This window comes from Pseudoalteromonas sp. Scap06, assembly GCF_013394165.1.
Classification (GTDB): Bacteria; Pseudomonadota; Gammaproteobacteria; order Enterobacterales; family Alteromonadaceae; genus Pseudoalteromonas.
Window position 1 is genome coordinate 1,839,198 of record NZ_CP041330.1, and the last position, 24,877, is coordinate 1,864,074.

The 24,877-nt window shown below is 39.1% G+C and carries 31 protein-coding genes, 2 tRNA genes and 1 pseudogene; 16 read left to right on the forward strand and 18 right to left on the reverse strand.

All coding sequences use genetic code 11. The annotated features are described in order from the left end of the window. Positions 1-23: 23 nt before the first annotated feature. From proQ to FLM47_RS08430, 6 genes are all read right to left on the reverse strand, one after another. Positions 24-662, reverse strand: coding sequence for an RNA chaperone ProQ (gene proQ / locus FLM47_RS08405; RefSeq protein WP_178956145.1), 639 nt, complete (start codon positions 660-662; stop codon positions 24-26). A gap of 16 nt (positions 663-678) precedes the next feature. After that, positions 679-957: a hypothetical protein gene (locus FLM47_RS08410; RefSeq protein ID WP_138606053.1), complete on the reverse strand. Its 279-nt coding sequence runs from the start codon at positions 955-957 to the stop codon at positions 679-681. Further along, positions 957-1,415 carry a GAF domain-containing protein gene (locus FLM47_RS08415; protein ID WP_054201014.1) on the reverse strand — a complete coding sequence of 153 codons (459 nt, stop codon included), beginning with the start codon at positions 1,413-1,415 and terminating at the stop codon, positions 957-959. The genes FLM47_RS08410 and FLM47_RS08415 overlap by 1 nt, the downstream gene beginning before the upstream one ends. A 128-nt stretch (positions 1,416-1,543) precedes the next feature. Then, entirely contained in the window at positions 1,544-1,924 is a 381-nt protein-coding gene (locus FLM47_RS08420) for a hypothetical protein (protein WP_008112036.1), read from the reverse strand. A gap of 172 nt (positions 1,925-2,096) precedes the next feature. Continuing rightward, positions 2,097-2,187 (reverse strand) — tRNA-Ser (locus tag FLM47_RS08425). A gap of 51 nt (positions 2,188-2,238) precedes the next feature. Further along, a tRNA-Ser gene (locus FLM47_RS08430) sits at positions 2,239-2,329 on the reverse strand. Positions 2,330-2,581: 252 nt separating this feature from the next. Here FLM47_RS08430 and FLM47_RS08435 point away from each other — a divergent pair. The 6 genes from FLM47_RS08435 to FLM47_RS08460 are packed head-to-tail and all read left to right on the forward strand — an operon-like array spanning position 2,582 to position 5,270. Further along, positions 2,582-3,247: a Bax inhibitor-1/YccA family protein gene (locus FLM47_RS08435; protein WP_008112034.1), complete on the forward strand. Its 666-nt coding sequence runs from the start codon at positions 2,582-2,584 to the stop codon at positions 3,245-3,247. 55 nt (positions 3,248-3,302) lie between these two features. Then, positions 3,303-3,656 carry a sulfurtransferase complex subunit TusD gene (gene tusD / locus FLM47_RS08440; RefSeq protein ID WP_178956146.1) on the forward strand — a complete coding sequence of 118 codons (354 nt, stop codon included), beginning with the start codon at positions 3,303-3,305 and terminating at the stop codon, positions 3,654-3,656. Beyond that, positions 3,653-4,009 (forward strand): sulfurtransferase complex subunit TusC, encoded by a 357-nt coding sequence (tusC, locus tag FLM47_RS08445; protein ID WP_178956147.1) that lies wholly within the window; start codon positions 3,653-3,655, stop codon positions 4,007-4,009. Before tusD ends, tusC begins: the two co-directional genes overlap by 4 nt. Continuing rightward, a complete protein-coding gene (locus FLM47_RS08450) occupies positions 4,006-4,272 on the forward strand; it encodes a DsrH/TusB family sulfur metabolism protein (protein WP_010390171.1) in 267 nt (88 codons plus the stop codon). The genes tusC and FLM47_RS08450 overlap by 4 nt, the downstream gene beginning before the upstream one ends. Before the next feature lie 3 nt (positions 4,273-4,275). Continuing rightward, complete coding sequence (locus FLM47_RS08455) at positions 4,276-4,605, forward strand: TusE/DsrC/DsvC family sulfur relay protein (RefSeq protein ID WP_010390172.1); 330 nt, start codon at positions 4,276-4,278, stop codon at positions 4,603-4,605. Then, complete coding sequence (locus tag FLM47_RS08460) at positions 4,605-5,270, forward strand: pseudouridine synthase (RefSeq protein ID WP_178956148.1); 666 nt, start codon at positions 4,605-4,607, stop codon at positions 5,268-5,270. The genes FLM47_RS08455 and FLM47_RS08460 overlap by 1 nt, the downstream gene beginning before the upstream one ends. A 21-nt stretch (positions 5,271-5,291) precedes the next feature. Here FLM47_RS08460 and FLM47_RS18970 read toward each other — a convergent pair. Continuing rightward, a pseudogene (locus FLM47_RS18970) lies at positions 5,292-6,567 on the reverse strand (diguanylate cyclase). Positions 6,568-6,921: 354 nt separating this feature from the next. On the opposite strand from FLM47_RS18970, the gene mnmA reads away from it, so the two are divergent. The 5 genes from mnmA to FLM47_RS08490 all read left to right on the forward strand — a co-directional run bounded on the left by mnmA (position 6,922) and on the right by FLM47_RS08490 (position 11,717). Further along, a complete protein-coding gene (mnmA, locus tag FLM47_RS08470; RefSeq protein ID WP_010390175.1) occupies positions 6,922-8,022 on the forward strand; it encodes a tRNA 2-thiouridine(34) synthase MnmA in 1,101 nt (366 codons plus the stop codon). Beyond that, a complete protein-coding gene (gene hflD / locus FLM47_RS08475) occupies positions 8,022-8,624 on the forward strand; it encodes a high frequency lysogenization protein HflD (RefSeq protein WP_055012553.1) in 603 nt (200 codons plus the stop codon). Before mnmA ends, hflD begins: the two co-directional genes overlap by 1 nt. Before the next feature lie 31 nt (positions 8,625-8,655). Then, a complete protein-coding gene (purB, locus tag FLM47_RS08480; RefSeq protein WP_055012554.1) occupies positions 8,656-10,026 on the forward strand; it encodes an adenylosuccinate lyase in 1,371 nt (456 codons plus the stop codon). 80 nt (positions 10,027-10,106) lie between these two features. Beyond that, entirely contained in the window at positions 10,107-11,249 is a 1,143-nt protein-coding gene (locus FLM47_RS08485; protein WP_178956149.1) for a cupin domain-containing protein, read from the forward strand. Positions 11,250-11,258: 9 nt separating this feature from the next. Further along, positions 11,259-11,717: a GNAT family N-acetyltransferase gene (locus FLM47_RS08490; protein ID WP_138606032.1), complete on the forward strand. Its 459-nt coding sequence runs from the start codon at positions 11,259-11,261 to the stop codon at positions 11,715-11,717. 33 nt (positions 11,718-11,750) lie between these two features. Here FLM47_RS08490 and FLM47_RS08495 read toward each other — a convergent pair whose 3' ends face one another. Then, positions 11,751-12,968 carry a pyridoxal phosphate-dependent aminotransferase gene (locus tag FLM47_RS08495; protein ID WP_010390182.1) on the reverse strand — a complete coding sequence of 406 codons (1,218 nt, stop codon included), beginning with the start codon at positions 12,966-12,968 and terminating at the stop codon, positions 11,751-11,753. 127 nt (positions 12,969-13,095) lie between these two features. Next, complete coding sequence (locus FLM47_RS08500) at positions 13,096-13,440, reverse strand: Hpt domain-containing protein (RefSeq protein ID WP_138606028.1); 345 nt, start codon at positions 13,438-13,440, stop codon at positions 13,096-13,098. Positions 13,441-13,571: 131 nt separating this feature from the next. Here FLM47_RS08500 and FLM47_RS08505 point away from each other — a divergent pair, with 131 nt between their 5' ends. After that, on the forward strand, positions 13,572-14,165 hold the full coding sequence (locus FLM47_RS08505; protein ID WP_178956150.1) for a tRNA-uridine aminocarboxypropyltransferase: 594 nt from the start codon (positions 13,572-13,574) through the stop codon (positions 14,163-14,165). 18 nt (positions 14,166-14,183) lie between these two features. Next, a complete protein-coding gene (locus FLM47_RS08510) occupies positions 14,184-14,966 on the forward strand; it encodes a CLCA_X family protein (RefSeq protein WP_138606024.1) in 783 nt (260 codons plus the stop codon). A gap of 25 nt (positions 14,967-14,991) precedes the next feature. Here FLM47_RS08510 and dcd read toward each other — a convergent pair whose 3' ends face one another. Both dcd and apbC read right to left on the reverse strand, forming a co-directional pair. After that, on the reverse strand, positions 14,992-15,576 hold the full coding sequence (gene dcd, locus FLM47_RS08515; protein ID WP_138606022.1) for a dCTP deaminase: 585 nt from the start codon (positions 15,574-15,576) through the stop codon (positions 14,992-14,994). A 2-nt stretch (positions 15,577-15,578) separates the two neighbouring features. Next, positions 15,579-16,655, reverse strand: a complete 1,077-nt coding sequence (gene apbC / locus FLM47_RS08520; protein ID WP_138606020.1) for an iron-sulfur cluster carrier protein ApbC — start codon at positions 16,653-16,655, stop codon at positions 15,579-15,581. 177 nt (positions 16,656-16,832) lie between these two features. On the opposite strand from apbC, the gene metG reads away from it, so the two are divergent. Then, a complete protein-coding gene (gene metG, locus FLM47_RS08525) occupies positions 16,833-18,857 on the forward strand; it encodes a methionine--tRNA ligase (RefSeq protein ID WP_041708923.1) in 2,025 nt (674 codons plus the stop codon). Between the two features lie 56 nt (positions 18,858-18,913). Here metG and FLM47_RS08530 read toward each other — a convergent pair whose 3' ends face one another. Both FLM47_RS08530 and FLM47_RS08535 read right to left on the reverse strand, forming a co-directional pair. Beyond that, positions 18,914-19,546 (reverse strand): hypothetical protein, encoded by a 633-nt coding sequence (locus tag FLM47_RS08530; protein WP_256872081.1) that lies wholly within the window; start codon positions 19,544-19,546, stop codon positions 18,914-18,916. Positions 19,547-19,751: 205 nt separating this feature from the next. Continuing rightward, on the reverse strand, positions 19,752-19,937 hold the full coding sequence (locus tag FLM47_RS08535) for a hypothetical protein (protein WP_178956151.1): 186 nt from the start codon (positions 19,935-19,937) through the stop codon (positions 19,752-19,754). Positions 19,938-20,076: 139 nt separating this feature from the next. Between FLM47_RS08535 and FLM47_RS08540 the strand changes: the two genes are divergently transcribed. Continuing rightward, entirely contained in the window at positions 20,077-20,622 is a 546-nt protein-coding gene (locus tag FLM47_RS08540) for a DUF3365 domain-containing protein (protein WP_138606015.1), read from the forward strand. An 8-nt stretch (positions 20,623-20,630) separates the two neighbouring features. Here FLM47_RS08540 and FLM47_RS08545 read toward each other — a convergent pair whose 3' ends face one another. Then, on the reverse strand, positions 20,631-21,137 hold the full coding sequence (locus FLM47_RS08545; RefSeq protein ID WP_138606013.1) for a DUF2937 family protein: 507 nt from the start codon (positions 21,135-21,137) through the stop codon (positions 20,631-20,633). Positions 21,138-21,560: 423 nt separating this feature from the next. Here FLM47_RS08545 and FLM47_RS08550 point away from each other — a divergent pair, with 423 nt between their 5' ends. Next, positions 21,561-22,301 (forward strand): flagellar brake protein, encoded by a 741-nt coding sequence (locus FLM47_RS08550; protein WP_232735506.1) that lies wholly within the window; start codon positions 21,561-21,563, stop codon positions 22,299-22,301. Between the two features lie 61 nt (positions 22,302-22,362). Here the strand turns inward: FLM47_RS08550 and lepB are convergent, their stop codons facing one another. The 4 genes from lepB to FLM47_RS08570 all read right to left on the reverse strand — a co-directional run bounded on the left by lepB (position 22,363) and on the right by FLM47_RS08570 (position 24,853). Continuing rightward, on the reverse strand, positions 22,363-23,013 hold the full coding sequence (gene lepB / locus FLM47_RS08555) for a signal peptidase I (RefSeq protein WP_178956152.1): 651 nt from the start codon (positions 23,011-23,013) through the stop codon (positions 22,363-22,365). Between the two features lie 123 nt (positions 23,014-23,136). Further along, positions 23,137-23,391, reverse strand: a complete 255-nt coding sequence (locus FLM47_RS08560) for a DUF2999 family protein (protein WP_008113615.1) — start codon at positions 23,389-23,391, stop codon at positions 23,137-23,139. 87 nt (positions 23,392-23,478) lie between these two features. After that, complete coding sequence (locus tag FLM47_RS08565) at positions 23,479-24,441, reverse strand: zinc-binding dehydrogenase (protein ID WP_178956153.1); 963 nt, start codon at positions 24,439-24,441, stop codon at positions 23,479-23,481. A gap of 19 nt (positions 24,442-24,460) precedes the next feature. Further along, positions 24,461-24,853, reverse strand: coding sequence for a hypothetical protein (locus FLM47_RS08570; RefSeq protein ID WP_178956858.1), 393 nt, complete (start codon positions 24,851-24,853; stop codon positions 24,461-24,463). Positions 24,854-24,877 lie beyond the last annotated feature (24 nt).

Sequence of the window (24,877 nt, forward strand, 5' to 3'; positions counted from 1 at the left end):
AACTCCTTAATTTTTTTCGCAGCTTAAATAATGTATAAGCTGTCGGCTTTGGTTTTAACTTGCATACCGGTCACTAATTCAACGTGAACATCGTCTTTGTTTACTTCAGTGATGACTGCATTAACAAGTGCTTGGCCAAGTTTAACCTTAACCTTATTATTAACCTTGACCTCGCCTGCAGGTAAAGGTTCAACTTTTCCTGAACGCTTAGGTGCAGCGGCTTTTGCAGGTTTTGTTGCAGCCGGTGAGTTTTTAGCCGCATGAGCTGGTTTCTTTTTGAAAGATTTTGCATCTGAATCTTGACGAGGACGCTGCTGCTTTTTACGCTTTGCCATTTTAGCACGGCTTTCTTCCAACGCTTTTTGTGCGTGGTCAATATGCTCTTGCTCAACTTTTTCGCCTTGATTTCCGTCAAGATCGATTCTAAATTCAGATTTAGTAACTGCCTCAAGGTAGCGCCAGTTAGAGGTGTATTTTCTAAGTGCTTGACGAACTTGTGTCTTACTAACTTTTTCAGACCCTTCAATGCGCTCAGCGATATCTTTGAAAATACCTACTTTAAGCGGCTGAATGCCCTCTTTTTGTTTAAAACATTGTGGAAATTCTTGGTATAAGAACTCCAATACTTCATTAATATCTTTTAGCTTGTTTGTGGTTTCCATTTTAGAACCTATTTAATCACATCTTTTCATCAAGGGCAGAATCAACATAGTGGATACACCAATCAACTAACTCTTCAAAGTCAGCTTCAATCACAGCCATATCACCACGTAAATGTTCCCAAATACCATTTATAATTTCATCAATTGAATCACAGTCTAAATCATCAGGAAGACGATCCCATGCCATGTGAATCAAATCATTGAGCGTTTCCGCTACATGTTCTTCATCCCCTTCCCAATCACCAACATCTTGAACGGCAAAAAGGTAGTCTTGAACATTTAGCAAGTCTTTCATTACAGGCTAGCCTCTAAGCATTTTACAAGTGCTTCAAGCCCTGCTTGGTCATCAGTATCAAATCGGCCAATACTTGGGCTATCTATGTCTAGTACCGCAAATACAGATCCATTTTTCATGATAGGTACAACTATCTCAGAATTTGATGCTGCATCACAGGCTATATGACCGTCAAAAGCATGCACATCTGAAATTAATTGGGTTTGCTCGGTCGCCGCAGCAGTGCCACATACCCCTTTTCCTACTGGAATACGAATACAAGCTGGATTGCCTTGAAATGGACCAAGTACCAATTCTGATGGTGAATCCATAAAATAAAAGCCCGCCCAATTCACATCTTCTAAAGAGGTAAATAACAGCGCGCTTATATTTGCCATATTGGCAATTATGTTTGATTCACCGCCTATCAGCGATTCAGTTTGCTTAACTAATGACTGGTAAAAATCGTGCTTTTGCATACCAAACTACTTCTTATTAAACATACAGTAGCTAAAGGTACTCTTTGTCACTAAAAATTGAAACCTTTTGCGGGTAAAAAAAAGGAAATTACATGGTTTTACGACACACTTGATTAAATATTCCGCAATTAACTTTGTACCGATTTACGCAGGCCGAATAAAAACAGTCCAGCGGCAAACCCTGACATCACACTATTAATTAAAAAGATCTCGCCTGTAGTGGCGCTCAAAAGATAACTAAAAATAGCGCCTCCCAGCAAGCCCAGTGTTAAAACTCCAGAATAATTTACCTTAGAATACTTAAACATAAGTAAATAACCCGGTACTACAAACGCGGCCATCGTTAACCCTACTATATGCGCGTTAGCAATAGCGGTCATTAATAGTCCTAAAAAAATAGAAACAGCGTCACCACGCATAGTCAATGCGTAGTAAATCCCCAACATACTGCCAATAATAACGGGAGATAATAATGAAAGTGCGACACTTTTTGCGAGTTGATGTTTCATTGTAAGATCCTTAACAAAAACATAAATCTTTAATTTCTAAGCATGCACTAAGAGCCAAAGCTTATAAATAGAGACTATGGTCGTATTTTCTAACTGAATATGCTTGGTTTTGAAGAAGGTATAGCGAATATGAGGCACAAAAAAGCCCGCAAATAGCGGGCTTATCTGATAATGGTGGAGAGATAGGGATTTGAACCCTAGAGGGGCTATAAACCCCTGCCGGTTTTCAAGACCGGTGCATTCGACCACTCTGCCATCTCTCCGAAAGTGCATAATCTACAAGTAAGAGTGTACTCATAATTATTTTAATAAGGTGGTGGAGAGATAGGGATTTGAACCCTAGAGGGGCTATAAACCCCTGCCGGTTTTCAAGACCGGTGCATTCGACCACTCTGCCATCTCTCCGCACGGCCTGAATAATAGGGAAACCCTTGGGCTTTGTGAAGCTTTTTTTTCATTTTTTTGTTCAAGTGATTAAAAAACAACTAATTTGTTTAAACATAAAGCAATGAGAGCAAATCCTAACCGGCAAATGAACTTTTATTTAAATTTAGTTGTCTATTGATCTACAAAGGTTTGCCCAAACATATAAGAGTTGGTAATCTAATTTTAGTTAAATTACAGGAACTACTTAGTTTCACTTACAGGAGCTCTACAATGGCGTTTAATCAATCGTACAATACTGCAAAGCCGGTAATGTCGACCATTGAAACAAACAAAGTGCTTAAAAACACTTATTTCTTACTTGCAATGACACTTGCATTTAGTGCAGTCACTGCCGGTATTTCAATGGCACTGCAATTACCTTACTTTATGGGACTTGTATTCACACTAGTTTCATTTGGTCTACTTTTTGTTGTTAATAAAAAAGCAGATACAGCATCTGGTGTATTTTGGGTGTTTGCGTTTACAGGATTAATGGGAGCCGGCTTAGGCCCTCTACTAAATCACTACGCGCAATTACCTAATGGCCCTATGCTAATTATGCAAGCGCTAGGTTCTACGGCGTTAATCTTCTTTGGTTTATCTGCTTATGCACTTAACACTAAAAAAGACTTCTCATTTATGGGTGGCTTTTTAACTGTAGGCTTAATCGTGGTTATCGTGGCAAGTATTGTAAATATTTTCTTAGGTAGCTCGTTAATGTTTATGGTTCTAAACGCAGCAGTTGTATTAATCATGTCTGGCCTAATTTTGTTCGATACGAGCAGAATCATTAACGGCGGCGAAACAAATTATATCCGTGCAACTGTATCTTTATACCTTAGCGTATATAACCTATTTACTTCATTACTTGCCTTACTTGGCGCAAATAATGACTAATTAAATAGTTCTGTTAAAATAGCCCCTTTATTGGGGCTTTTTTATTGGAATAGTTTTGGCACGCTTTGTACTTTCTTTACATACTCCACCATCAGATCACGATACCACTCAACGTATTGTTAAGTTTGCTCATGCCTGCCTAGCGCAGGGACATAGCGTTGATGCGTTATTTTTATACCAAGATGGTATTTATCATGCTTCAACTCATTTTGAGTTAGCCTCAGATGAGTTGAGTACTCCCTCGCTTTGGCAGCAACTGGCTGAAAAAAATATAAAACTAATGTTATGCGTTACTGCGGCTGAAAAGCGAGGCTTAGATATAAAGAATACCGGCGCATTTGCTGTTGCAGGCTTAGCTGAATTTGCCATGCTGGCCAGTGAAGCAGATAAATGGATACAATTTAAATGATTAATGTACTCGTAATTAGTCAGTCAAGCCCATTTGATGACATGCATATCCGCGATGCACTTGATATGACCCTTATTTTTGCTGCCGTAGATCAAAATATTAGCTGGTTGTTTAGCGGCCCAGCTGTGTTAGCGCTTAAAAAAAACCAAAAGCCAAATAGTTTAGGTATCAAAGATTTTTTTAAAAACATTAAAATGTTGGAAATCTATGATATTGAAAATATTTATGTGTGTGAAAAGTCACTGATTGATTATGGTTTAAGTAAAAGTGAACTACTCATTGAGGCAAACATAGTAAACTTTAATGCCCAAAAACAGTTAATTCACAATCAGCAGCATGTGGTGACCCTATGAGTACTTTACATATTTTTTCAAAACCACTGAATTACTACAGTACCCACAGCTTAGACAATCTAATTATGCTCACAGACAGTGTTTTACTCGTGGGTGACGCTTGCTTTGCAAAAGGGCAATATAGACAATTTGCTGACTCACTTTATATTTTAAAAGATGATGCAGAAGCTCGAGATATATCATTAAATATGAACGACAAAGCAATTAGCTATGATGAGTTCGTTACCCTCAGTTTAACTGCAAAACAATCAATTACTTGGTGAACCATGTTGGAATTTAATAATCAAACAATAGACACTGATAAACAAGGTTATTTGCTAGATCATACTGTTTGGTCAAAAGAGTTAGCCAATGTTATTGCAGAGCAAGAAAACATCACATTAACTGAGCAGCATTGGGAAGTTGTTAACTTTGTGCGAGAGTTTTATCTTGAATATAACACTAGTCCAGCCATTAGAATGTTAGTCAAAGCCATGGCTAAAGCACTCGGTGAGGATAAAGGGAACAGCATGTACTTATACAAACTTTTTCCTAAAGGGCCAGCCAAACAAGCAACTAAAATTGCGGGTTTACCTAAACCTGCACGGTGTATTTAATGAAGCATAAAACTGAACATTCGCCCTCCTCAAAGGGTAAGCGCAATACAGGCCGTACTTACTCTCGAAGTGGTATCAATAAAAGGACAGTAAAAAGACCAATAAAGCCGGCAATAGCGCAGAGCGATAAAAAAGTCATTTTATTTAATAAACCTTATGATGTTCTTTGCCAGTTCACTGACGATCAAAATAGGCAAACATTGGCTAATTTTATTTCTATAAAAGATGTTTACGCAGCAGGTCGTTTAGACAGGGACAGCGAAGGGTTGTTGTTATTAACAAACTGCGGCAAGTTACAAAATACGCTCACATCGCCTGGTAAAAAAACCAACAAAACCTATTGGGTTCAGGTTGAAGGGATCCCAACACAAGCATCTATCGATGCTTTAAATAAAGGTGTCGAACTAAAAGATGGCATCACCTTGCCCGCTGAAGTAACTTTAATGAATGAACCAGCGCTTTGGCCAAGGACTCCTCCTGTGCGAGAGCGTAAATCAATACCTACATCATGGCTAAGTATTACAATTAACGAAGGCAGAAATCGTCAAGTTAGACGTATGACAGCTCATGTTGGCCACCCTACTTTGCGTTTAATTCGCTACAGTATCGGTAAATACACGCTAGAGGGAATAAATAGCGGAGAATTCAAAGAAATTGATAATTAACCATCAAGTTGCGTTAATTATCTAATTATCTGTAGCTAAAGCAATACAATTTCTTCCTTGTTTTTTCGCGTAATAAAGTGCGTTATCTGCTTGTTTAAAAAATTGTGCATGATCGCCATCGTGTTCATGCTCTATGGTGTTTATTCCCATACTGACAGACAATATACCAGTAAAGCTGTCTTTGTGGGGAATGGCCATTTTTTCAATCGATTTTTGTATTTGTTCGGCAATAAATAATGCCCCTTGCTTACCTGTTTGAGGTAACAGCACGACAAACTCTTCTCCTCCGAATCGCGCAACAAAATCTTCTGGCCTGCAGACAGTTTCAGCTAATTTTTGCGCAACTTGAAATAAACATTTATCTCCTTCGAGATGACCATACCGGTCGTTATACTTTTTAAAATTATCGATATCAATAATGATCATCGAAAGCTCACGATGCTCGTTCGATAACTTGTTAAATTCAGACGTTAGTTTTTCATCAAAGCGCCGCCTGTTGGCTATTTTAGTGAGTGAGTCTAAAAACGCCATATCACTGAGTATTTCTTGAGTTTTTAAACGCTCAGTAGCATCGTTGAATATAGCAATAAATTCTCCTTCAACACTGATACCAGAAACTTGCATCACAATCTCACTGCCATCTTTACAAGAAATTCTGTAATCATTAGCTGGAATATCATCATTATTTTTGATTGGCTTGCTCAAGTGACTCCTGCCATAACGTTTGTGCAAATGTTCTGTAATCTTTTTCAGGGTAGGCTAATTTCCACCAAACATTAAGATTAGGTACGTCTTGTAACGTGTAACCAAATACATCAATAAAACGTTGGTTCACTTTTAAAATATCACCAGTTACCATACAAACATCACATACCGGTAAGGGTAGAATCGTGAATAACCGCGCATAATGACTCAGCTCATGCTTGCGCATAGGGTGTTGGGTAGTGCTTATAACATTATAGTCTTGTTCTTTGTTTTCACGTTCAAGCGATACATTCATTGAAGCGACAAAATGCCACTCTACCCACCATTTCTCTAACTGGCTTAAAATTGCCTTTTGTGATGATTTTAAAGAGCCTAGAGAGGATTCTATAAGCCTAAACAGCTCAACAATCGGATTAGGCTCTTGATAAAGATAGGGAGCTGGCACAGTTATAATGTCATAGAATAACTTATAAGCTGATTCTTTGAATTGCTGTAGTGAATAATCGTCTTCAAAAGTAAGATTTGACACCGTTTTTTCGGACGTATCCAGCACAAACGACTTAACCAAATGTGATTGCGAGGCGTAATTCATATATTCATTCCATTGATTATATTTTAGGTTATTTAAGTATTTACGTGTTTAGATACTAATTAAGATATGGTAGGTAATCTCAAATGTAAAGTTTTGTTAATGAAGAATAGCGCTACGTAATTAAATACGACAAAAGCAACTTACAAAGTATGAAGCCATCAATATAATTCATTCCTTTTCATTAGCCTAAAAATGAGTAAATTACACACCAAACTACGCCTTACTAACCATTGGATGGAAAAAGTTACAACAAAATCTATTCAATCCCCCATCCTCTCTTTAAGCACCAACAAAATACATGCTATAATCGCGGCCTTTCCAAGTTAACAGTAATCTGTATAAGCGAAATTATTCATGAGCGAAAATAGTCACATTAAAGTCATCGTTGGTATGTCCGGCGGTGTTGATTCTTCTGTATCTGCATATTTATTAAAACAGCAAGGCTACCAAGTAGAAGGCTTGTTTATGAAGAACTGGGAAGAAGATGACAATGATGAATATTGCGCTGCTGCTGAAGATTTAAAAGATGCACAAGCTGTATGTGACAAGTTAGGCATTGAACTTCATACCGTTAATTTTGCTGCTGAATACTGGGATAATGTATTTGAATACTTTTTAGCAGAATACAAAGCGGGTCGTACACCCAACCCAGATATAATGTGTAATAAAGAAATAAAATTTAAAGCGTTTTTAGAGTTTGCTGCGCAAGCACTTGGTGCTGATTTTATTGCAACTGGTCACTATGTGCGCCGAGAGCTACGCGATGACAAATACGTAATGTGCCGAGGCCTAGACGATAACAAAGATCAAAGCTACTTTTTGTATACACTAAGCCATGAGCATATTGCGCAAACACTATTTCCTGTCGGAGATATTGCCAAACCAGAAGTACGCCGCATTGCTGAAGAACAGGATTTAATTACCCATGATAAAAAAGACAGCACCGGCATTTGTTTCATTGGCGAGCGTAAATTCAAAGATTTTCTGCAAAAGTTTTTGCCTGCACAACCTGGAGTAATTGAAGACACCGATGGTAACAATGTAGGTGAGCATGAAGGCTTGATGTATCACACCCTTGGCCAGCGTAAAGGTTTATTAATTGGTGGCATGAAAGAAGGCTCGGGCGAACCATGGTACGTGGTAGATAAAGATATAGAACGAAATGTTCTTGTTGTTGGTCAAGGTAAAGATCACCCTCGCTTGTACAGTAACGGCCTTAATGCAAACCAATTACACTGGGTAGATCGCGTTGGCCCGCAAGGTACAACTCGCTGCACCGTTAAAACTCGCTACCGTCAAGAAGACTTAAGCTGTACATTACTCGTTGGAGAAGATGGTATGGCACGCGTATTGTTTGATGAGCCGCAAAAAGCCGTTACCCCAGGACAATCCGCCGTATTTTACGCTGATGAAGTCTGTTTAGGCGGTGGTATTATTGATTCGGTGATTAAGTAATGAATCAACATCAAGTCATGGCACTTGCTGCCATGTGCCAAGTAGCAAAACAAGTACAAAAGGTTGCTCAATACGGTCGTTGTGATGAACATGACTTATCAACGTTGTTATCAAGTATTGTGCAAACCTCACCCGCCTCTCCTGAGGATGTATACCAAGGCACACAAAATTTGCGTGATGGCTATAAAACATTAATGGCACAACTGAGTGCCGGTGCTCAAAAAGATGTTGAAATAGTTAAATACGTGGGTGGCTTAATGCAGTTAGAGCGAGCCCTTAGTGCCAATAGTAAGAGCCTCAATGAATTAGGTAAACGTATTGATGATATTCATCGTCGTTTAGATCATTTTGCTATTACTGATGACAGTGTTGTTGCCGGTTTAGCAGATATATACTCGTCGGTGCTAAGCCCCCTTGGGCACCGAATCCAGGTTTATGGTAAACCCGAGTTATTAAAACAGCAGCTCACTCAAAACAAAATCCGTGCGTTACTTTTAGCCGGCATTCGTAGTGCAGTATTATGGCGTCAAATGGGCGGCAAACGTCGTCATTTCTTTTTTGCAAAAAGAAAAATTCTCGCCATTGCTAAAACAAAAATTTAATTATCGTTCAAACTAAAATTTAGGAGTTATTATGGAGCTTTCAGCGTTAACGGCTATCTCTCCGGTTGATGGTCGCTACGGCAGCAAAACCACTGAACTACGCAGTATTTTTAGCGAATTTGGATTAATCAAATACCGCGTAACCGTTGAAGTGCGTTGGTTGCAAGCGTTAGCTGCAGCAAGCGATATAAAAGAAGTCCCAGCTTTAAGCGAGCAAGCAAACGGACTATTAAATGCTATCGTCGATAACTTCTGTGAAGCCGATGCGCAGCGTGTTAAAGACATTGAACGCACCACTAACCATGATGTAAAAGCCGTAGAGTACCTACTAAAAGAAAAAGTAGCTGATAACGCTGAATTACATGCCATTAATGAATTTATTCACTTTGCATGTACATCTGAAGATATTAATAATCTATCTCACGGTTTAATGTTAAGTGAAGCACGTAACAATGTTATTTTACCTTATTGCGATGAGCTATTAAGCGCAATTAAAGAAAAAGCTGTTGAATACAAAGCCATTCCAATGATGACCCGTACGCATGGGCAACCTGCAACCCCATCAACTATGGGTAAAGAGTTTGCAAACGTATACATGCGTTTAAAGCGTCAACGTGATCAAATTGCCCAAGTAGAAATGCTAGGCAAAGTAAATGGTGCTGTAGGTAACTACAATGCTCACCTAAGTGCTTACCCTGATTACGACTGGCATACTCACGCAGATAAATTTGTAGCTAGCCTAGGTTTAACACTTAACCCGTTTACCACACAAATTGAACCGCATGACTACATTGCAGAACTATTTGATGCTATTGCGCGTTTTAATACTATATTGCTCGATTTTGACCGCGATATGTGGGGATACATTGCGCTTAATCACTTCAAGCAAAAAACCATTGCTGGTGAAATTGGCTCATCAACTATGCCACATAAAGTAAACCCTATTGATTTTGAAAACTCAGAAGGTAACTTAGGTTTAGCTAATGCCATATTAGGTCACTTAGCGCAAAAGCTGCCTGTTTCTCGTTGGCAACGTGATTTAACTGACTCAACCGTATTACGTAATTTAGGTGTAGGTATGGGTTATGCTGTTATTGCATACCAATCAACACTTAAAGGTGTAAGCAAGCTAGAAGTTAACGAACAGCGATTAGCCGATGAGCTTGACCAAAACTGGGAGCTATTAGCAGAGCCAATTCAAACAGTAATGCGTAAATACGGCATTGAAAAGCCATATGAAAAGCTAAAAGATTTAACGCGTGGTAAACGTGTAAATCAAGAAATTATGGCTGACTTCATTGATGGTTTAGATTTACCAGACGCTGCAAAAGCAGAAATGAAAAAGCTAACCCCAGCCAACTACATTGGTCGCGCTGTTGAGTTTATTGATGATTTAGTTTAATTACTCAAATCTACTAATAAAAAGCGAAAGGTACCTGCCTTTCGCTTTTTTCATTTAGGTCTTAACGTTATAGGCATTCTATGTATCAATTAAAAATAAATGAATTATCTGAGCAAGCGTTTTTAAATCAATATTGGCAAAAAAAGCCACTGTTAATCAAAAGAGGTTTTAATGACTTTAAAGACCCTCTTGATGCCAATGAACTGGCAGGCCTTGCTATGGAAGACAGCATAGAGTCGCGTATTATAACCAACCATAACCAGCAATGGCAGTCCCATCAAGGGCCGTTTGAAGATTTTGAAATACTCACCGACGAGCACGCTACTTTATTAGTACAAGCAGTCGATCATTGGCACCCAGAAGCCGCACAATTGCTTGAACCATTTCGTTTTATTCCTAACTGGCGCATAGATGATTTAATGATCAGCTACTCAACCCCTGGCGGTGGTGTTGGACCACACTTAGATCAATATGATGTATTTATTATACAAGGTGAAGGCAAACGCCATTGGCGTGTAGGCTTACCTGACGCCTCATTAAAGCAATTTGCTCAAAATAAAAGCTTGCTACAAGTTGAAGCTTTCACCGCAGTAATTGATTGTGTTTTAGAGCCTGGTGACATTTTGTACATACCACCAGGTTGTCCGCATGAAGGCTATGCCATTGAAAATGCTTTAAACTACTCGGTCGGATTTAGAGCGCCTAATCAACAAGATTTACTGTCTAGTTTTGCAGATCATATTATTGACACAGAAAGCGGCCAAAAGCGTTACACGGACCATACCCTCGCGCTACGTGATTCAAAAGGTGAGCTTACGCAAAGCGAAGTTGATAAAGTAAAAACGTTAATGCAGGCTTTAATAGAAAACGACAACTTATTTAAAAACTGGTTAGGAAACACATTAAGTCAACCTAAGCATGATATGGATTTAGCGCCTGAAGAAAACCCGTTTAGTACAGCTGAAATTATGCAACAACTTGAAAATGATGTGACATTTGAGCGTGTTGGTGGCACGCGTGCAATTTACCAATGCATAGGTGATGAGCTGCTTTTAAGTGTTAATGGCGAAAACTACCCTTTACCGCTATCTGATTTAGAGGCTGTAAAACAGCTAACTGATTTTATTGAATTTGATAGCAGCTTGCTGAATTCAACCACACCTAGCCTAGATTTTATCGAAACCTTTACTACACTGGTAAATGAGGGGATTTGGTTTAGCTAGGAGGAGGCTATGGTTTATACTGTTGACAAAGTTGATTGGCAAAGTGAAAAAGATCAACTTCAACAAATAAGAGAGCGTGTTTTTGTTTACGAATTACATATTCCAAAGAATATTGAATTTGATAGCTTAGATGCGTTCGCTCAACATATTCTGGTTACCGATAATATGCACTCACCTGTTGCCACAGGTCGATTATGTAATGATGGTTTAATAGGTAGAATTGCCGTACTACCCCAGCACCGCAATCGCAACGTTTATAAATCTCTACTTAATTTCATTGTAAAGCTTGCCGAAGAGCAAGGTATTGAGGCTGTCAGTATTAACTGTATTTTAAATGAAGTAGAACGATTCAAAAATAACGGCTTTACTGTGCAAGGGCACGTTTTTATGGAAGCTGGCATTCCAAGACAGCGAATGGAATGCCCTATTACATGCTTTGAAACACGGCCATTTACTTTAGTGCATTAACCAAAAAACGAGCCATTTGGCTCGTTTTTTACTTTATTCTTGTCGGTAATCTTTGAAGAACCGCTGCATTTTCATCATTGCACTGCTTAGATCATCTTTATTAGGTAAAAACACCAATCTAAAATGATCGGGATCTGGCCAGTTAAAAGCGCGCCCATGTACTAATAATATTTTTTCTGCCTTTAACAAGTCAAACATCATTTGTTCATCATTTTTAATATTAAACAATTTTGTATCAACTTTGGGAAATGCATACAGCGCCCCTTTTGGCTTTTTACAGCTTATCCCCTCAATTGCATTTAATCCACGCCAAGCAATATCTCGTTGCTCGTATAAGCGACCTCCGGGGTCAATTAAACTGTCAATGGATTGTACCCCACCCAATGCTTGCTGAATGGCATATTGAGCAGGGACGTTTGCGCATAAACGCATTGAGGCAAGAATATCGAGGCCTTTAATTAAATCTGTCATTAAGGCAGTGCGCCCGCTTAGCACCATCCAACCCATTCTAAGACCAGCGGCGCGATATGTCTTAGCTAAACCGTTAAACGTAATAATGGGAATATCGTCGCACAATGCACCAATAGAGGTATGGGTAACTCCGTCGTATAGGATTTTCTCGTATATTTCGTCACTTAATAGTAAAAGTTTGTGCTCTCGGGCAATGTTGATCAATTCTTCAAGCAAGGCATCACTGTACACTGCCCCTGTTGGATTATTAGGGTTTATTAACACCAATGCTTTAGTTTTCGAGGTGATTTTGCTTTTAATATCATCAATATCAGGAAACCAATCTTGCTCTTCATCACATAAATAGTGAACAGGGTTACCGCCTGCTAGCTTTACCGATGCAGTCCAAAGCGGATAATCGGGTGCAGGAATTAATACTTCATCGTCATTATTTAACAACGCTTGGGTAACCATTTGAATAAGTTCACTCACACCGTTGCCAATGTAAATATTATCAACGTCTAAGTTGTGTAAACCTCGCTGTTGGTAATGCTGATAAATAGCAACACGCGCAGAGTAAAGCCCTTTAGAATCACAATAGCCTTGAGCAGAATATAAATTACGGATAATGTCACGGTGCATATCTTCTGGCATATCAAAACCAAATGCCGCGGGGTTACCAATATTAAGCTTAAGTACTTTTTGGCCCTCGTCTTCCATTTTTTTAGCTTGCACTAAAACGGGACCACGGATGTCATAACAGACGCCGTCTAATTTATGACTCTTTTTTATTTCTGACATTGTTACCTCTAAAGAGCAAGTTAGTCTTAAGACTAACTCAGTAAAGCCGTGAATTACTAGGGAAATTAAGCGCTTAAAACTGAAAAAAATTCACGTTAACATTCTATTCTGTTCTTTTTAAACGAGCTTACCGCTGAGCTTGCCACTCATTTAATTTTGCTTGTGAGCCAATAACTTGCGCCATTAAATTATTTGCTGCATCAACAGCCTGTTCCTCGTTATCATTATTTAAATTATATTCAATTAAACGTGCCACTTCGGCTAAACTTGCCGCTCCAAACTGAGCTGCATTTGATTTAAGGCTATGAGAATGGCGAATAGCAGCCTCTTTATCTTGCCCAAGCGCTGCAATAGTTTCGCTTCCTAAGCGCTCAAATTCCGCACAACAAAATTCCAACGTATCTGGAAATTGTTCACCTAATAGCGATTCCATACTTTCTAAAGCGGATTCGTCGATACTGATCTCTGTCATATTAATGCCCTTTAATGCGGTCCTGCGATTTCTCTTTCATCTCTTACTCTATATCTAAGCACAAAAAAAACCAACTTTATTAATGCAAAAATGTATAATTAGGTTAAATGTATTAATCGAATGGTTAGCTTATGGCACGTGCACTTTGTGAACGCTGTAATTTTTCGCTAAGCACCTGTATTTGCAATGCAATCACCTGTGTTGATAATCAAACTCAGGTTGTTGTGTTACAGCACCCCAGTGAAGCAAAAATTAGTAAAAATACGGCACAGTTATTGGCATTAAGTTTAACGCGATGCAAAATAATTAAAGGCGAAAATAATCAAGACTTTGCTTGCTTGCAAAAGCTGCCGCTCAGCTCAACGGTGTTACTCTACCCAAACGAGGGCGCAATTGAGTTAGATTTAGCCAATAACAATGAAAACGTACAACCGATTACGCATTTAATAGTGATCGATGGAACATGGAATAAAGCTTTTAAAATTTTGCAATTAACTCCGCTATTAAAACAGTTTAAAACAGTAAGCTTTCGCCATATTCCTACTAACCGCTATGCTATTCGTAAAGCCCCAAGAGCAGATAGCTTGTCAACGCTAGAGGCAGTAGCGCATAGTTTATCGCTTATTGAAGCACTCAATCCGGCGCCGTTGTATGATTTATTAGATGAATTAATTACCAAACAAACCCAACATATGCCCGCTCACGTAAAAGCACGTTACCTGTAATTAAAAATGAAATAACTAATGCGTAATACCCCTTCTCGATTAAAGCGCGGATTCTCACGCCAAGGCCCTGACTATCGTTTTGACGACCAAGTTGATTTTAGCGATATTAGAACGACTTTTGGTTTTCGTTCGATGGTGGTTGGTAAGTGGGTGACTAAAGAAGAGCGCTTTATTAGTGCCAATTTAATTTATGATGCACTGGCTGATTTAGCGCAAATTTTACATTTACCACCAACAGCAATTGGCCTTCGCGGTAAACTTAATTTTGCCTTTGGCCATGGCGGACAAAAAGGTGTGCAAGCACACTATAATGCTTATGACCAAACTCTCGCACTGGCAAAAAACGCAGGCGGCGGTGCTTTAGCCCATGAGTGGTTTCATGCATTCGACCATCATATTAGTGAGCATTTGTTTAAATCAAAAACCCGCTTTGGTTTCGCCTCTAAGTTATGGCTATCAAACTCTCCTGATTTGAGCCATCCACTTAATGATGCACTTAATCAATTTTATAAGCAGGTATTTTTAGCGCGAAACGGGGAAGATGCGAATGAATTTGTACAACGCTGTATCGCGTTTGATAAGGCACACAAGCAGCAATACATGAGTATGCCAGAGGAGCTTGCAGCTCGGTGTTTTGAAGCCTGTATAAATCAGCACCAAACAATAAAAAATAGCTTTTTGGTCAGTGGATTAAGCAGTAATAATTTAATTTACCCTGAGCTTAGCCAAACGCTACAAGCCAATGAAGCACTTAACCAATATTTTCAATTATTAGGTTACGCGCTTCATCAACAAACATAGTAATCGTTTCTAAAAATCAGAATTACTATTTATCATCACTGATACGACTTGCCACCGCGCTATTTTGATCTTTATATTTTGCATCAACACGGGTGTTATACGGGTTTTCACATGGGCCGGTGAGCGTTTCAAAACTCATTGCACCAATCTTCATCATAGGTCTGAGCGCAAGCGGCAGTTTACCCGAGTTGTAAAACTCTAAGACAATATTACCACTCCAACCAGGGTCGATTCTGTGTGCGGTGACATGCACCATTAAACCTAAACGTGCCAGTGACGAACGTCCATCTAACCAGCCAACAATATCAGCAGGTAACGTTACTTTTTCATAGGTTATTGCTAATGCAAGCTCACCAGGGTGTAAAAAGAATGCTTCACCTTCATCTAATACAATTTCGTCGCTCATTATTGATTCTAACGCTTTATTGAGCTGATCTTTTGGTCCACTTAAGTCAACGTAAGCAGCATTATGGGCATGAAAAGTTCTAAACTTATTACCCAAACGAAGATCCGCAGTCACCCCTGAAATCATTTCACTGGTTGGCGCTGGCTCAATAACAATCCGCCCATCGTTTAAATATTCTTTTATATGTGTATCTGAAAGTCTCATTTTTAATCTTCCGTAATCACAACTTCAATCGCGTTGTGATGTTGTTGATAGTAAAGCGTGCTGGCAATGAGCCGTGCGGCTGCACTGTAGGTTTCACTTATAGCGGCACTTGCATCATTGGCAATCAATTTACCTTGTTCAGAGGATTCTCTGATATTAATCGCAAGCGGAATGTGCGAAAGCACAGGAACACCATGCTTCATGGCTAATTTTTGTGCGCCATCTTTACCGAATACATGATTAGCCTCGCCGCAATGGCCGCAAATGTAATGGCTCATATTTTCAATTAAACCAAGCACTGGCACGTTTACTTTATTAAACATAGCGATGCCTTTTTGCGCATCTGCCAACGCCAAGTCTTGTGGCGTAGTAACAATTACAGTGCCACTGGCTGGAACTTTTTGGCTCATGGTTAATTGAATATCGCCAGTGCCTGGGGGCATATCGACGATTAAGTAATCAAGCTCACCCCAATCGGTTTCATTTAATAGCTGACTAAGTGCACCTGAGGCCATGGGGCCTCGCCATACGGTAGCATCGTCGCTAGGCACTAAAAAGCCGATAGATTGCGCTTTAATGCCGCTGGCATCAAATGGTTGTAATTGTTTGTTGTCTTTAGTAACAGGCTCACTGCCTACCAAACCGAACAACATAGGAATAGACGGGCCGTAAATGTCAGCATCTAAAATACCTACTTTAGCGCCTTCATTTTTAAGCGACCCAGCAATGTTAACAGCAGTAGTTGACTTACCCACTCCGCCTTTACCTGAGGCCACTAAGATAATATGTTTTATAGCTTTAAATTTTGCTGGTTCTTTAAGTGCAACCACCGCGCTTACATTTACTTCAGTTTTAAGTCGCTCAGCTAAAAATTTAGCGACATAGGGCATTTCAGATTGCGCGGCAAACGGAAGAATGAGTTTAACAGTAATTGATTTATCGGTGTTTTGAGTAATATCAGCAATAAAATCTTGCTCAATACCCACAGCAAAAGCGGCGCTGCGATAGGCCGCTAGAGCAGAAATAATCGGTTGTTTTTGCACCGATTTAGCAGAGAATAGTTTCGACAGTCCAAACATAGCAATAAAATAGCGTTTCTTTGATGAAAAGTGCCACGGAATTATGTAACATTCAGGGCATTAACACCAGTCAATTAGTAAATATCCATAAGCAGTGTACTCTGTTAGCACCCCGCTTATCGATAATGTAATAATTTTCATCTGTTCCTGACTAGGAACGCTTAATTCGGAATGATTATGGCACAGCGAAAGATCCTGATTACTAGCGCATTACCTTATGCCAATGGCCCTACCCATTTAGGGCATTTATTAGAGTATATTCAAACTGATATTTGGTCACGTTTTCAAAAACTACAAGGCCACGAAGCATACTATGTGTGCGCCGATGATGCTCATGGCACACCTATTATGCTTAATGCGCAAAAGCAAGGGATCACGCCAGAGGAAATGGTTAAAAACGTTAGCATAGAACGCCAACGCGATTTTGCTGATTTTAATATCAAATTTGATAATTACCACAGCACTCACAGCCAAGAAAATAAAGAATTTAGTGAGCTTATTTATAACCGCCTTAACGATGCCGGTCATATTAAAAAGCACACTATTTCTCAGTTATTCGATCCAGAAAAAGGTATTTTTCTGCCAGACCGCTTTGTTACTGGCACCTGCCCTACCTGTAAATCAGAAGATCAAAATGGTGATAGCTGTGATGCCTGTGGCGCAACTTATAGCCCAACAGAGCTAATCAACCCACGCTCTGTCATGTCGGGTGCTGAGCCTATTTTAAAAGATTCTGAGCATTACTTTTTTGACTTACCAGCCTTTGAAGGCATGCTTAAAGAATGGCTACACTCAGGCACAATCCAGCAAGAAATGGCGAACAAGCTAGATGAGTGGTTTGCCGATGGTTTGCAGCAGTGGGACATAAGCCGTGATGCACCTTATTTTGGTTTTGAAATTCCAAACGCACCAGGTAAATATTTTTACGTATGGCTAGATGCGCCTATTGGTTATATGGCGAGCTTTAAGAACTTATGTGACAAACAAGGCATCGACTTTGATGCTTTTTGGCAAGAAGGGTCTGACGCTGAGCTTTATCATTTTATTGGTAAAGACATTATCTATTTCCACAGCCTGTTTTGGCCTGCGATGTTAGAGGGCGCTCAATTTAGAAAGCCTACTAACGTATTTGCTCATGGATTTGTTACGGTGAATGGCGCGAAAATGTCTAAATCAAAAGGCACGTTTATTAAAGCGCGTACTTATTTAGATAACCTAGATCCTGAATTTTTACGTTATTACTACGCAGCTAAACTTAATAGTGGTATTACCGATTTAGACTTAAACCTAGAAGATTTTGCACAGCGTGTAAATTCAGACTTAGTGGGTAAAGTAGTTAATATTGCGAGCCGTTGTGCTGGCTTTATTACTAAAAAGTTTGACGGTAAGTTAAGCGACACAATTATGGAACCACAGCTGCTTGCTGAGTTTCAAAATGCCTCAGCCACTATTACTGAACATTACGAAAATCGTGAATACAGCCGCGCAATCCGTGAAATTATGGCGCTTGCTGATAAAGCAAATCAATTTATTGATAATGCTGCGCCTTGGGTGCTTATTAAAGACGAGTCTAAGCAAGAAGAAGCGCATCAGGTATGTTCGTTAGGACTTAACCTATTTCGCGTGCTGATCACTTACTTGAAGCCTGTACTACCTGGTATGGCAACAAATGTTGAAGCCTTTTTAAATGATGAGCTTACATGGCAAGGTGTGCAAACTGCACTAATAAGCCACCCTATCAATAAATTTAAGCCGTTAATGCAACGTGTTGAAATGGACAAAGTGAATAAAATGGTTGAAGAATCAAAAGAAAGCTTAATCGCTGAAAAAGACAAAATCGATCCTAATAGCCCACTGGCAAAAGAGCCTATCGCAGCTGAGATTGAATTTGATGACTTTGCAAAAGTAGATTTACGCGTTGCTAAAATTGCTAAAGCAGAGCACGTAGAAGGCGCAGACAAACTACTTAAGTTAACTCTTGATTTAGGCGGCGAAACGCGCCAAGTATTTGCAGGCATTAAATCAGCTTACGCACCAGAAGACATCGAAGGAAAGCTAACTGTGATGGTTGCGAACCTTAAACCACGTAAAATGCGCTTTGGAATGTCTGAAGGTATGGTACTTGCTGCAGGCCCGGGCGGTAAAGAAATATACATTCTTAACCCAGACGATGGTTCAGAACCTGGTATGCGAGTAATGTAAGCACTGTGCTTGTTTAAAAAGCCGCCAAATATTTAGCGGCTTTTTTATTGTTGACGTTATTTAGCTAAAGCGACTACTTTTGCTAAATGAATCACTAAGCATTGGGAGCTAATATAGATAAACCAATTTATATAGCGCACCTGAGGATAAAAACCTTGTCCTTGGTTACCATAAATCCAAAAAGCACCAATAATGGCATCAGCCAATGCAGCTAGTAAAAGCCCTAAGCTCACCCATATAATTGGTTTAGGGGCATAAAAACCACCATAAGTAACAACCAACACAAGACCCATAAGCCCCACGGCAGTTACCACCACACTATAAAAACCTGTCATAGCTAAAATTGGTATACCAGCTCCATCAAGATACATAGAGGCGAGTGACGTAGCACTTACAACCAGTACCGCAACTATGAAACAGGTGCTTTTTAGTCGCGATATAGCTTGCTGCCTTTTATAGGCCAACATACAGGCTAAAAATAAAAGGCTATAGCCAGGTGCAAACAATAAAATTGAATCAATTAAATAGTCATGCTTTATTAACGTTGCATAGCGATGATAGTGCTGGGATAAGTTAAAGTTAATTACATCCCCTACTATGCACAGCATTAAAGCTACGCTACATAGAAGCGCTATAAAGTGTAACTGCTTATCTTTAAACTGGTGAAATACCCAGCTCGTAATTGCCACACTATTAAACATCAGCAAACACAGCGAGCTCACTGTTAATAGCAATAAAATTTCTTTATTGTTAGGTGATATTAGCCCTATCAACAGCACAACTAAGGCGCATAACCAAGCAATAAAGGAAATAACCTGATGAGGGTGTTTTATAGATAAGGAATTGATTGCACTATCCGAAGTTTAAGATTCATAAATTTAATTTAGCAAATTATTATCGCTTAGGGTTTATTTTTTTAAGATCAGCTTGCACTTCTTTTTGTGTTTTTAGCCGACATTGTGCCAACTGCTCAAGTCGAATAGCCTTAATTGCCGCCAAGGGATCATCAGCACTAAGCCCACCAGCATCATAGGTGTTTTGTTGATTTATTACTTTATTATCATCTTGTCTAGTATGCATATTATCCTCACTTGGGACTGTTTATCGATTTTAGGCGCGGTACATCAAAAAATAAAAAAGTGCTGAAACACTGTACGATTTAGTTGAAAAACACCAGTTCATCTATATATTAGATATTACTAATATATAGAGGTGTATTATGCGCATTATTTTACTTTTTTCCAGTTTATTTATTTCATCCGCTGCTTTTGCTAACAATACCGACGAGGCACGACAAACCATCAAGGCATTTTCAACTGATTTAAAACAGGTACTGGTTAGTACTATGAAGCAAAGCGGCCCACTAGCGGCAATAAGTGTATGCAATATAGCAGCACCCGCTATTGCTTCACAACACAGCAATAGTAAGTGGCAAGTTAGCCGCAGTGCGTTAAAAACTCGTAACTCAGATAATCAACCCGATGCATGGCTCAAAAATGTTTTATTAAACTTTGAACAACGTAAGCTCAATGGCGAGCCTATAGCAAGCATAGAATATCAAGAGCAAAGACCGGATGGCTGGTATTTTGTAAAAGCGATCCCTACTCAAAAAGCGTGTTTGGCATGTCATGGCAGTCACATTGCCCCCGCAGTTTCTAAAAAAATAGCGACTTTATACCCTAATGATCAGGCAACTGATTTTAAACTGGGTGACATTCGTGGCGCCTTTATCGTTAAAAAGCCGATTAAAAAGCACCAACAGTAATTACGTCATTAAGCACTCGCTGCGTTTCGTTTTTTGTGGGCAACATATAAAGTATACGGCAACATTACGAGCTGATTTAATATGATAGCTGATATTAGCGCAAACAATAACGCACTGGTGGTTAAAGGAATACCTAACTTAAAGTTATCAAGTGTATTTTGTAATCTGTCGAAACGCTCAGGGGAGAATATATACAGCAATTTTTGCACTAAATTACCTTGCTCGAATAGCTTCATACCTTGATTTAAGTCAGCAAATAGCATCAAGGTTTGCTGTTTTTGTTCTGCATCTGCTCTAACACTCGGTTCAGTATTTGCTAAATGACGGTTTATCATTGCTTGTGTACTAGAAAATTTATATTGCTTTGCTGTGTTTGCATAGCCATCAACTTGCCACTTTGTCGCATGATACAAGCCCGCTAAATGTTGTTGGTAATGATCACTCAACTGCGGTAGTTGCAATGAAATAATAAAAGCACAAGCAAATATTAATTTATCAAGTATGTTAACGATCATCATCATCCTTTGTGCTACTTTGATTTAAACGTTTAGATGGTGTTTAAGGCCAGTTGACCTTTTGAGGTTAAATTTGCAAGGACCTAGGTATGTCACAATATAATAATTAAGTAGTATTGTAGATAGGTGGTACCATCACCCTTTGCTCAATCGCTTTGCAAGCACTAGTATTCTCTACATAAGCTCAAAAACCATAATACTTAACGTGATAAAGTTTATATAGGTATGGCTTCAATAGCAAAGCGCTTGAAGTGTTATAGGTATGCTCTTTACTTTAATGTTGCCAAAATAGCAACAGCTTTATAGATAAACCGGAGCTTATAACTGAAAAAACTCACTATAACCAGCATAAAGTATTAATTATCTCTCCTAAATCCCCCCTTTAATTCTAGTGATTTTTACACTATATTAAAAGATAATTAAGTGTCTGTTAATATTGAGAAAGAGTTTGTGGAAACGAATAACAATAACACCACTGTTGAAGATAATCCAACCGAAGACCAAAAGAAGTTTTTCCTCGATTTACTTCCTGGAAAGATGATCGATATACAATTTAACAACCCTATTCAAGTTCGCTTTAAGCTTACTTTAATTGGCTATGACACCGGTAAATATTTAATATTAAAATACCCTGCTCAAGCAGGTAAGAACGATTACAGCGATATTTTAGTTGAAGGCAATGGCGCTATTGTCCGTTATATCATTGAAGATGAACGCGGTGAATGTGTGGCTTTTTCAACCAGCATATTAGCAATTTCATTTCGCCCAGAACGATTAATTTATTTAGCTTACCCTAAAAAAATTGAAAGCCGTCAGCTGCGAGAAACAAGCAGGCTACCAACTCATATCCCAGCTAAAATAAGTTTACACAAAGGTGATGTAGACGCCGATAGTAAGAGCTTATTGCATGGGTTAATCATTGATATTTCACCCAGTGGCTGCCGCTTTGCGATACATGTGAGCTCTGGATTTGTTGCGCTAAAAAAACGCCAAGTATTTGTGCATATTTTGTCACCAATAGACAATAAGTCTGTCATAGTCACGTCCTATATCAGAAATAATCAAATGAAGGGTAATCGCCTAAGTGTTGGTATCGAGTTTGATGCATCAGAGCAAACGAAGCTAAATGAGCTACTCGAAGCGTATTCAATTGATATAGATTAGAAAAACCACAAACGAATTAAGGCTAACATATGCTTGGTTAGCCTCTATACCCACTGTTTTATTACTCTAAAGGTTTTAAGAACCGCTCTGTCCTAGGTAAGTAATAGTTATCGTAATCAAGCGATACAATCACACGCTCGGCTTTACCTAGTAATTCATCACGTGGGATAAGCCCTATTACTCTAGAATCTGCACTATTATCACGGTTATCACCCATAGCTAAATAGTAATGTTCAGGAATTGTTATTTCATCAAAGCTCGATAAACGTGATCGTGTATTACTAACGCGGATTGAATGCTTATAACCATTTAAGTTTTCTATTTTATCTGAAGAAGTCGTATTACTTTGCAAATTTGTGTAATTAAGCTTTTTACCATTGATTATGAGTTGATTATTTTTAAGTACAATAGTATCTCCAGGTACACCTATTACGCGCTTGATCAAGCGGTTATCCGCTACTTTCGAGTCAAATACAATAATATCGCCAGTTTGTGGGTCCGCCATTCTCAACAGGGATACATGCGTGAATGGTATACGTAAATCATACGCCATTTTATCGGTAAGGATTCGGTCGCCTTCTTCAATAGTCGGTTTCATTGAACCTGTTGGTATTTCGTACCAATCGGCGACGGCACTACGAAATACACTCATTAAAATAATGAATACAATTAAAGAGCGATTATTTTTCCAAAATTTATAAAGTTGCTTCATGTTTTGTCTCTGCTATGGGTTAAGTATTTATTTGACTGTATAAACGCAGAGCCGTTCAAAGGAGTGTGTAACAAAACATGTTTAATGATAGAGACATGTATAAAACATGTCTCTAAAGATGGTTTACTGCTGATTTAACTTGTCTTTCGCTTCTTGTACTTTTGCAAAATCAAGCCCTAATTCATCAGTAGCTTCTTTAATCAAATGCGGTTGAGTCATCACTACAGCCATTAATTGCTGAAGTTTTTCTGGTGGTATACCCAGCTCTTGCACTAATGCCATAGCCATCATTGGGTTTTGGGTAAATGCTTCAAACAACGCGGCTACTTTTTCATCACTGACGTTGTGCTCTTTTAATATTGCAATAATAGGATTCATTATTTGCCTTAATATTTTATAGTGTTCACTAAATTATATGGGCGCACAGCCTAATTAACAATATTAATCCTGCTATGCTCATGTACGTTACTCAACCAGCAAAACCACTTTACCGGAATTTTCGTTGCGCTCTAAAATGGCATGAGCCTCACTAGCTTGTTGCCATGGCATAGTTTTATAAATATTAAAGTCATAGTTCTCGTTGGCAATATCATCGTAAAAACGCGCGACAAAGGCATCTCTCAGAGCGCGTTTAAACTCAATACTGCGATTACGAAGTGTTGATGCATGAAACGAAATCCGCTTTTGTAATAAACGTGCAAAGTCTACCTCTGCAAAGCGCCCGTCTAAAAATGCCAGCATAATAATCTGACAATCCATTGCGGTCACTATGGCATTTTTATTTAAATAGCTACCAGAAACAGGGTCAACAATTGCGTTTGCAGTGAGCTTATGTGATTTCATATACTCAACAAAATCAGTGGTTTTATAATTAATTACGTGGTCAGCACCCAACCTTTTAGCATGTTCACATTTTTCATCCGAACCTGCGGTAATCACTACTTGTGCACCAGCACTTTTTGCCATTTGAATAGCAGCCCCACCAACACCACTAGCACCTGCATGAATAAGCGCCGTTTGCCCTGATTGTAACTTGCCTAATTCAAATAGCGCACCAAAGGCTGTTAAATACACTTCGCTTATAGCGGCACCTTGCGCCATAGAGATATGATCAGGCAATATCATTAACTGCTGCGCATCTACTGCGACATATTCACTGTAAGCGCCACCAGCACATAAAGTAAAAATACGCTTACCGAGCCATTTAGGGTCTACCTCACTGCCAAGCTCACACACGGTGCCTGCACACTCAAGTCCTAAAATAGGGCTATCCCCTTCAGGGGCAGGATACTTACCTTGACGCTGCATACAATCAGCGCGGTTAACCCCAATCGCTGCCACTTTTACCAGCACTTCATTATTGTTAACCTTCGGTTTATCGGTTTTCGAAAACGCTAACTGCTGCTCATGATGTGAAATGTACTGCATAAGTCTCCTTGTATTGGGTTTATTTGATTTTTCGCCACACTTCGGCTTCAACTAGCTGGCCATTTTCTGTAAGAGAATGATGCCACAAATTCCCTTCAACTTTATAATCAAAAGCCATGGTTTTACCCATCAATGATGCAATATTGCCATACTCAAAGGTTTCAATAAATTGCCCATCGTTTAATTGGTACTGGCCACCACCAGCATAACTAAATTGGCCATTTTTTTCTGTGATATAGCTAAAGTGTGTTGCTGTTACTAATTTGATTGAAGTTATCTCTGGGGCTTTAGCGCTGACAAACCCATCTTCTACCGCGTATTTTCCTTGAACAAACTCCCACGTACCTAATAGGGGATTGGCAAATACAGAGTATGGCAATAAAACTAAGCAAGCGAATATAGTAAATTTCATCATAATCCTTATCGTGTTAACTGT

Bases quoted from the DNA above. Each gene is read 5' to 3' on its own strand.
- proQ (WP_178956145.1), bottom strand. From the start codon at position 662: ATGGAAACCACAAACAAGCTAAAAGATATTAATGAAGTATTGGAGTTC.
- FLM47_RS08410 (WP_138606053.1), bottom strand. From the start codon at position 957: ATGAAAGACTTGCTAAATGTTCAAGACTACCTTTTTGCCGTTCAAGAT.
- FLM47_RS08415 (WP_054201014.1), bottom strand. From the start codon at position 1,415: ATGCAAAAGCACGATTTTTACCAGTCATTAGTTAAGCAAACTGAATCG.
- FLM47_RS08420 (WP_008112036.1), bottom strand. From the start codon at position 1,924: ATGAAACATCAACTCGCAAAAAGTGTCGCACTTTCATTATTATCTCCC.
- FLM47_RS08435 (WP_008112034.1), top strand. From the start codon at position 2,582: ATGGCGTTTAATCAATCGTACAATACTGCAAAGCCGGTAATGTCGACC.
- tusC (WP_178956147.1), top strand. From the start codon at position 3,653: ATGATTAATGTACTCGTAATTAGTCAGTCAAGCCCATTTGATGACATG.
- FLM47_RS08450 (WP_010390171.1), top strand. From the start codon at position 4,006: ATGAGTACTTTACATATTTTTTCAAAACCACTGAATTACTACAGTACC.
- FLM47_RS08455 (WP_010390172.1), top strand. From the start codon at position 4,276: ATGTTGGAATTTAATAATCAAACAATAGACACTGATAAACAAGGTTAT.
- FLM47_RS08460 (WP_178956148.1), top strand. From the start codon at position 4,605: ATGAAGCATAAAACTGAACATTCGCCCTCCTCAAAGGGTAAGCGCAAT.
- mnmA (WP_010390175.1), top strand. From the start codon at position 6,922: ATGAGCGAAAATAGTCACATTAAAGTCATCGTTGGTATGTCCGGCGGT.
- hflD (WP_055012553.1), top strand. From the start codon at position 8,022: ATGAATCAACATCAAGTCATGGCACTTGCTGCCATGTGCCAAGTAGCA.
- purB (WP_055012554.1), top strand. From the start codon at position 8,656: ATGGAGCTTTCAGCGTTAACGGCTATCTCTCCGGTTGATGGTCGCTAC.
- FLM47_RS08485 (WP_178956149.1), top strand. From the start codon at position 10,107: ATGTATCAATTAAAAATAAATGAATTATCTGAGCAAGCGTTTTTAAAT.
- FLM47_RS08490 (WP_138606032.1), top strand. From the start codon at position 11,259: ATGGTTTATACTGTTGACAAAGTTGATTGGCAAAGTGAAAAAGATCAA.
- FLM47_RS08495 (WP_010390182.1), bottom strand. From the start codon at position 12,968: ATGTCAGAAATAAAAAAGAGTCATAAATTAGACGGCGTCTGTTATGAC.
- FLM47_RS08500 (WP_138606028.1), bottom strand. From the start codon at position 13,440: ATGACAGAGATCAGTATCGACGAATCCGCTTTAGAAAGTATGGAATCG.
- FLM47_RS08505 (WP_178956150.1), top strand. From the start codon at position 13,572: ATGGCACGTGCACTTTGTGAACGCTGTAATTTTTCGCTAAGCACCTGT.
- FLM47_RS08510 (WP_138606024.1), top strand. From the start codon at position 14,184: ATGCGTAATACCCCTTCTCGATTAAAGCGCGGATTCTCACGCCAAGGC.
- dcd (WP_138606022.1), bottom strand. From the start codon at position 15,576: ATGAGACTTTCAGATACACATATAAAAGAATATTTAAACGATGGGCGG.
- apbC (WP_138606020.1), bottom strand. From the start codon at position 16,655: ATGTTTGGACTGTCGAAACTATTCTCTGCTAAATCGGTGCAAAAACAA.
- metG (WP_041708923.1), top strand. From the start codon at position 16,833: ATGGCACAGCGAAAGATCCTGATTACTAGCGCATTACCTTATGCCAAT.
- FLM47_RS08535 (WP_178956151.1), bottom strand. From the start codon at position 19,937: ATGCATACTAGACAAGATGATAATAAAGTAATAAATCAACAAAACACC.
- FLM47_RS08540 (WP_138606015.1), top strand. From the start codon at position 20,077: ATGCGCATTATTTTACTTTTTTCCAGTTTATTTATTTCATCCGCTGCT.
- FLM47_RS08545 (WP_138606013.1), bottom strand. From the start codon at position 21,137: ATGATCGTTAACATACTTGATAAATTAATATTTGCTTGTGCTTTTATT.
- lepB (WP_178956152.1), bottom strand. From the start codon at position 23,013: ATGAAGCAACTTTATAAATTTTGGAAAAATAATCGCTCTTTAATTGTA.
- FLM47_RS08560 (WP_008113615.1), bottom strand. From the start codon at position 23,391: ATGAATCCTATTATTGCAATATTAAAAGAGCACAACGTCAGTGATGAA.
- FLM47_RS08565 (WP_178956153.1), bottom strand. From the start codon at position 24,441: ATGCAGTACATTTCACATCATGAGCAGCAGTTAGCGTTTTCGAAAACC.
- FLM47_RS08570 (WP_178956858.1), bottom strand. From the start codon at position 24,853: ATGAAATTTACTATATTCGCTTGCTTAGTTTTATTGCCATACTCTGTA.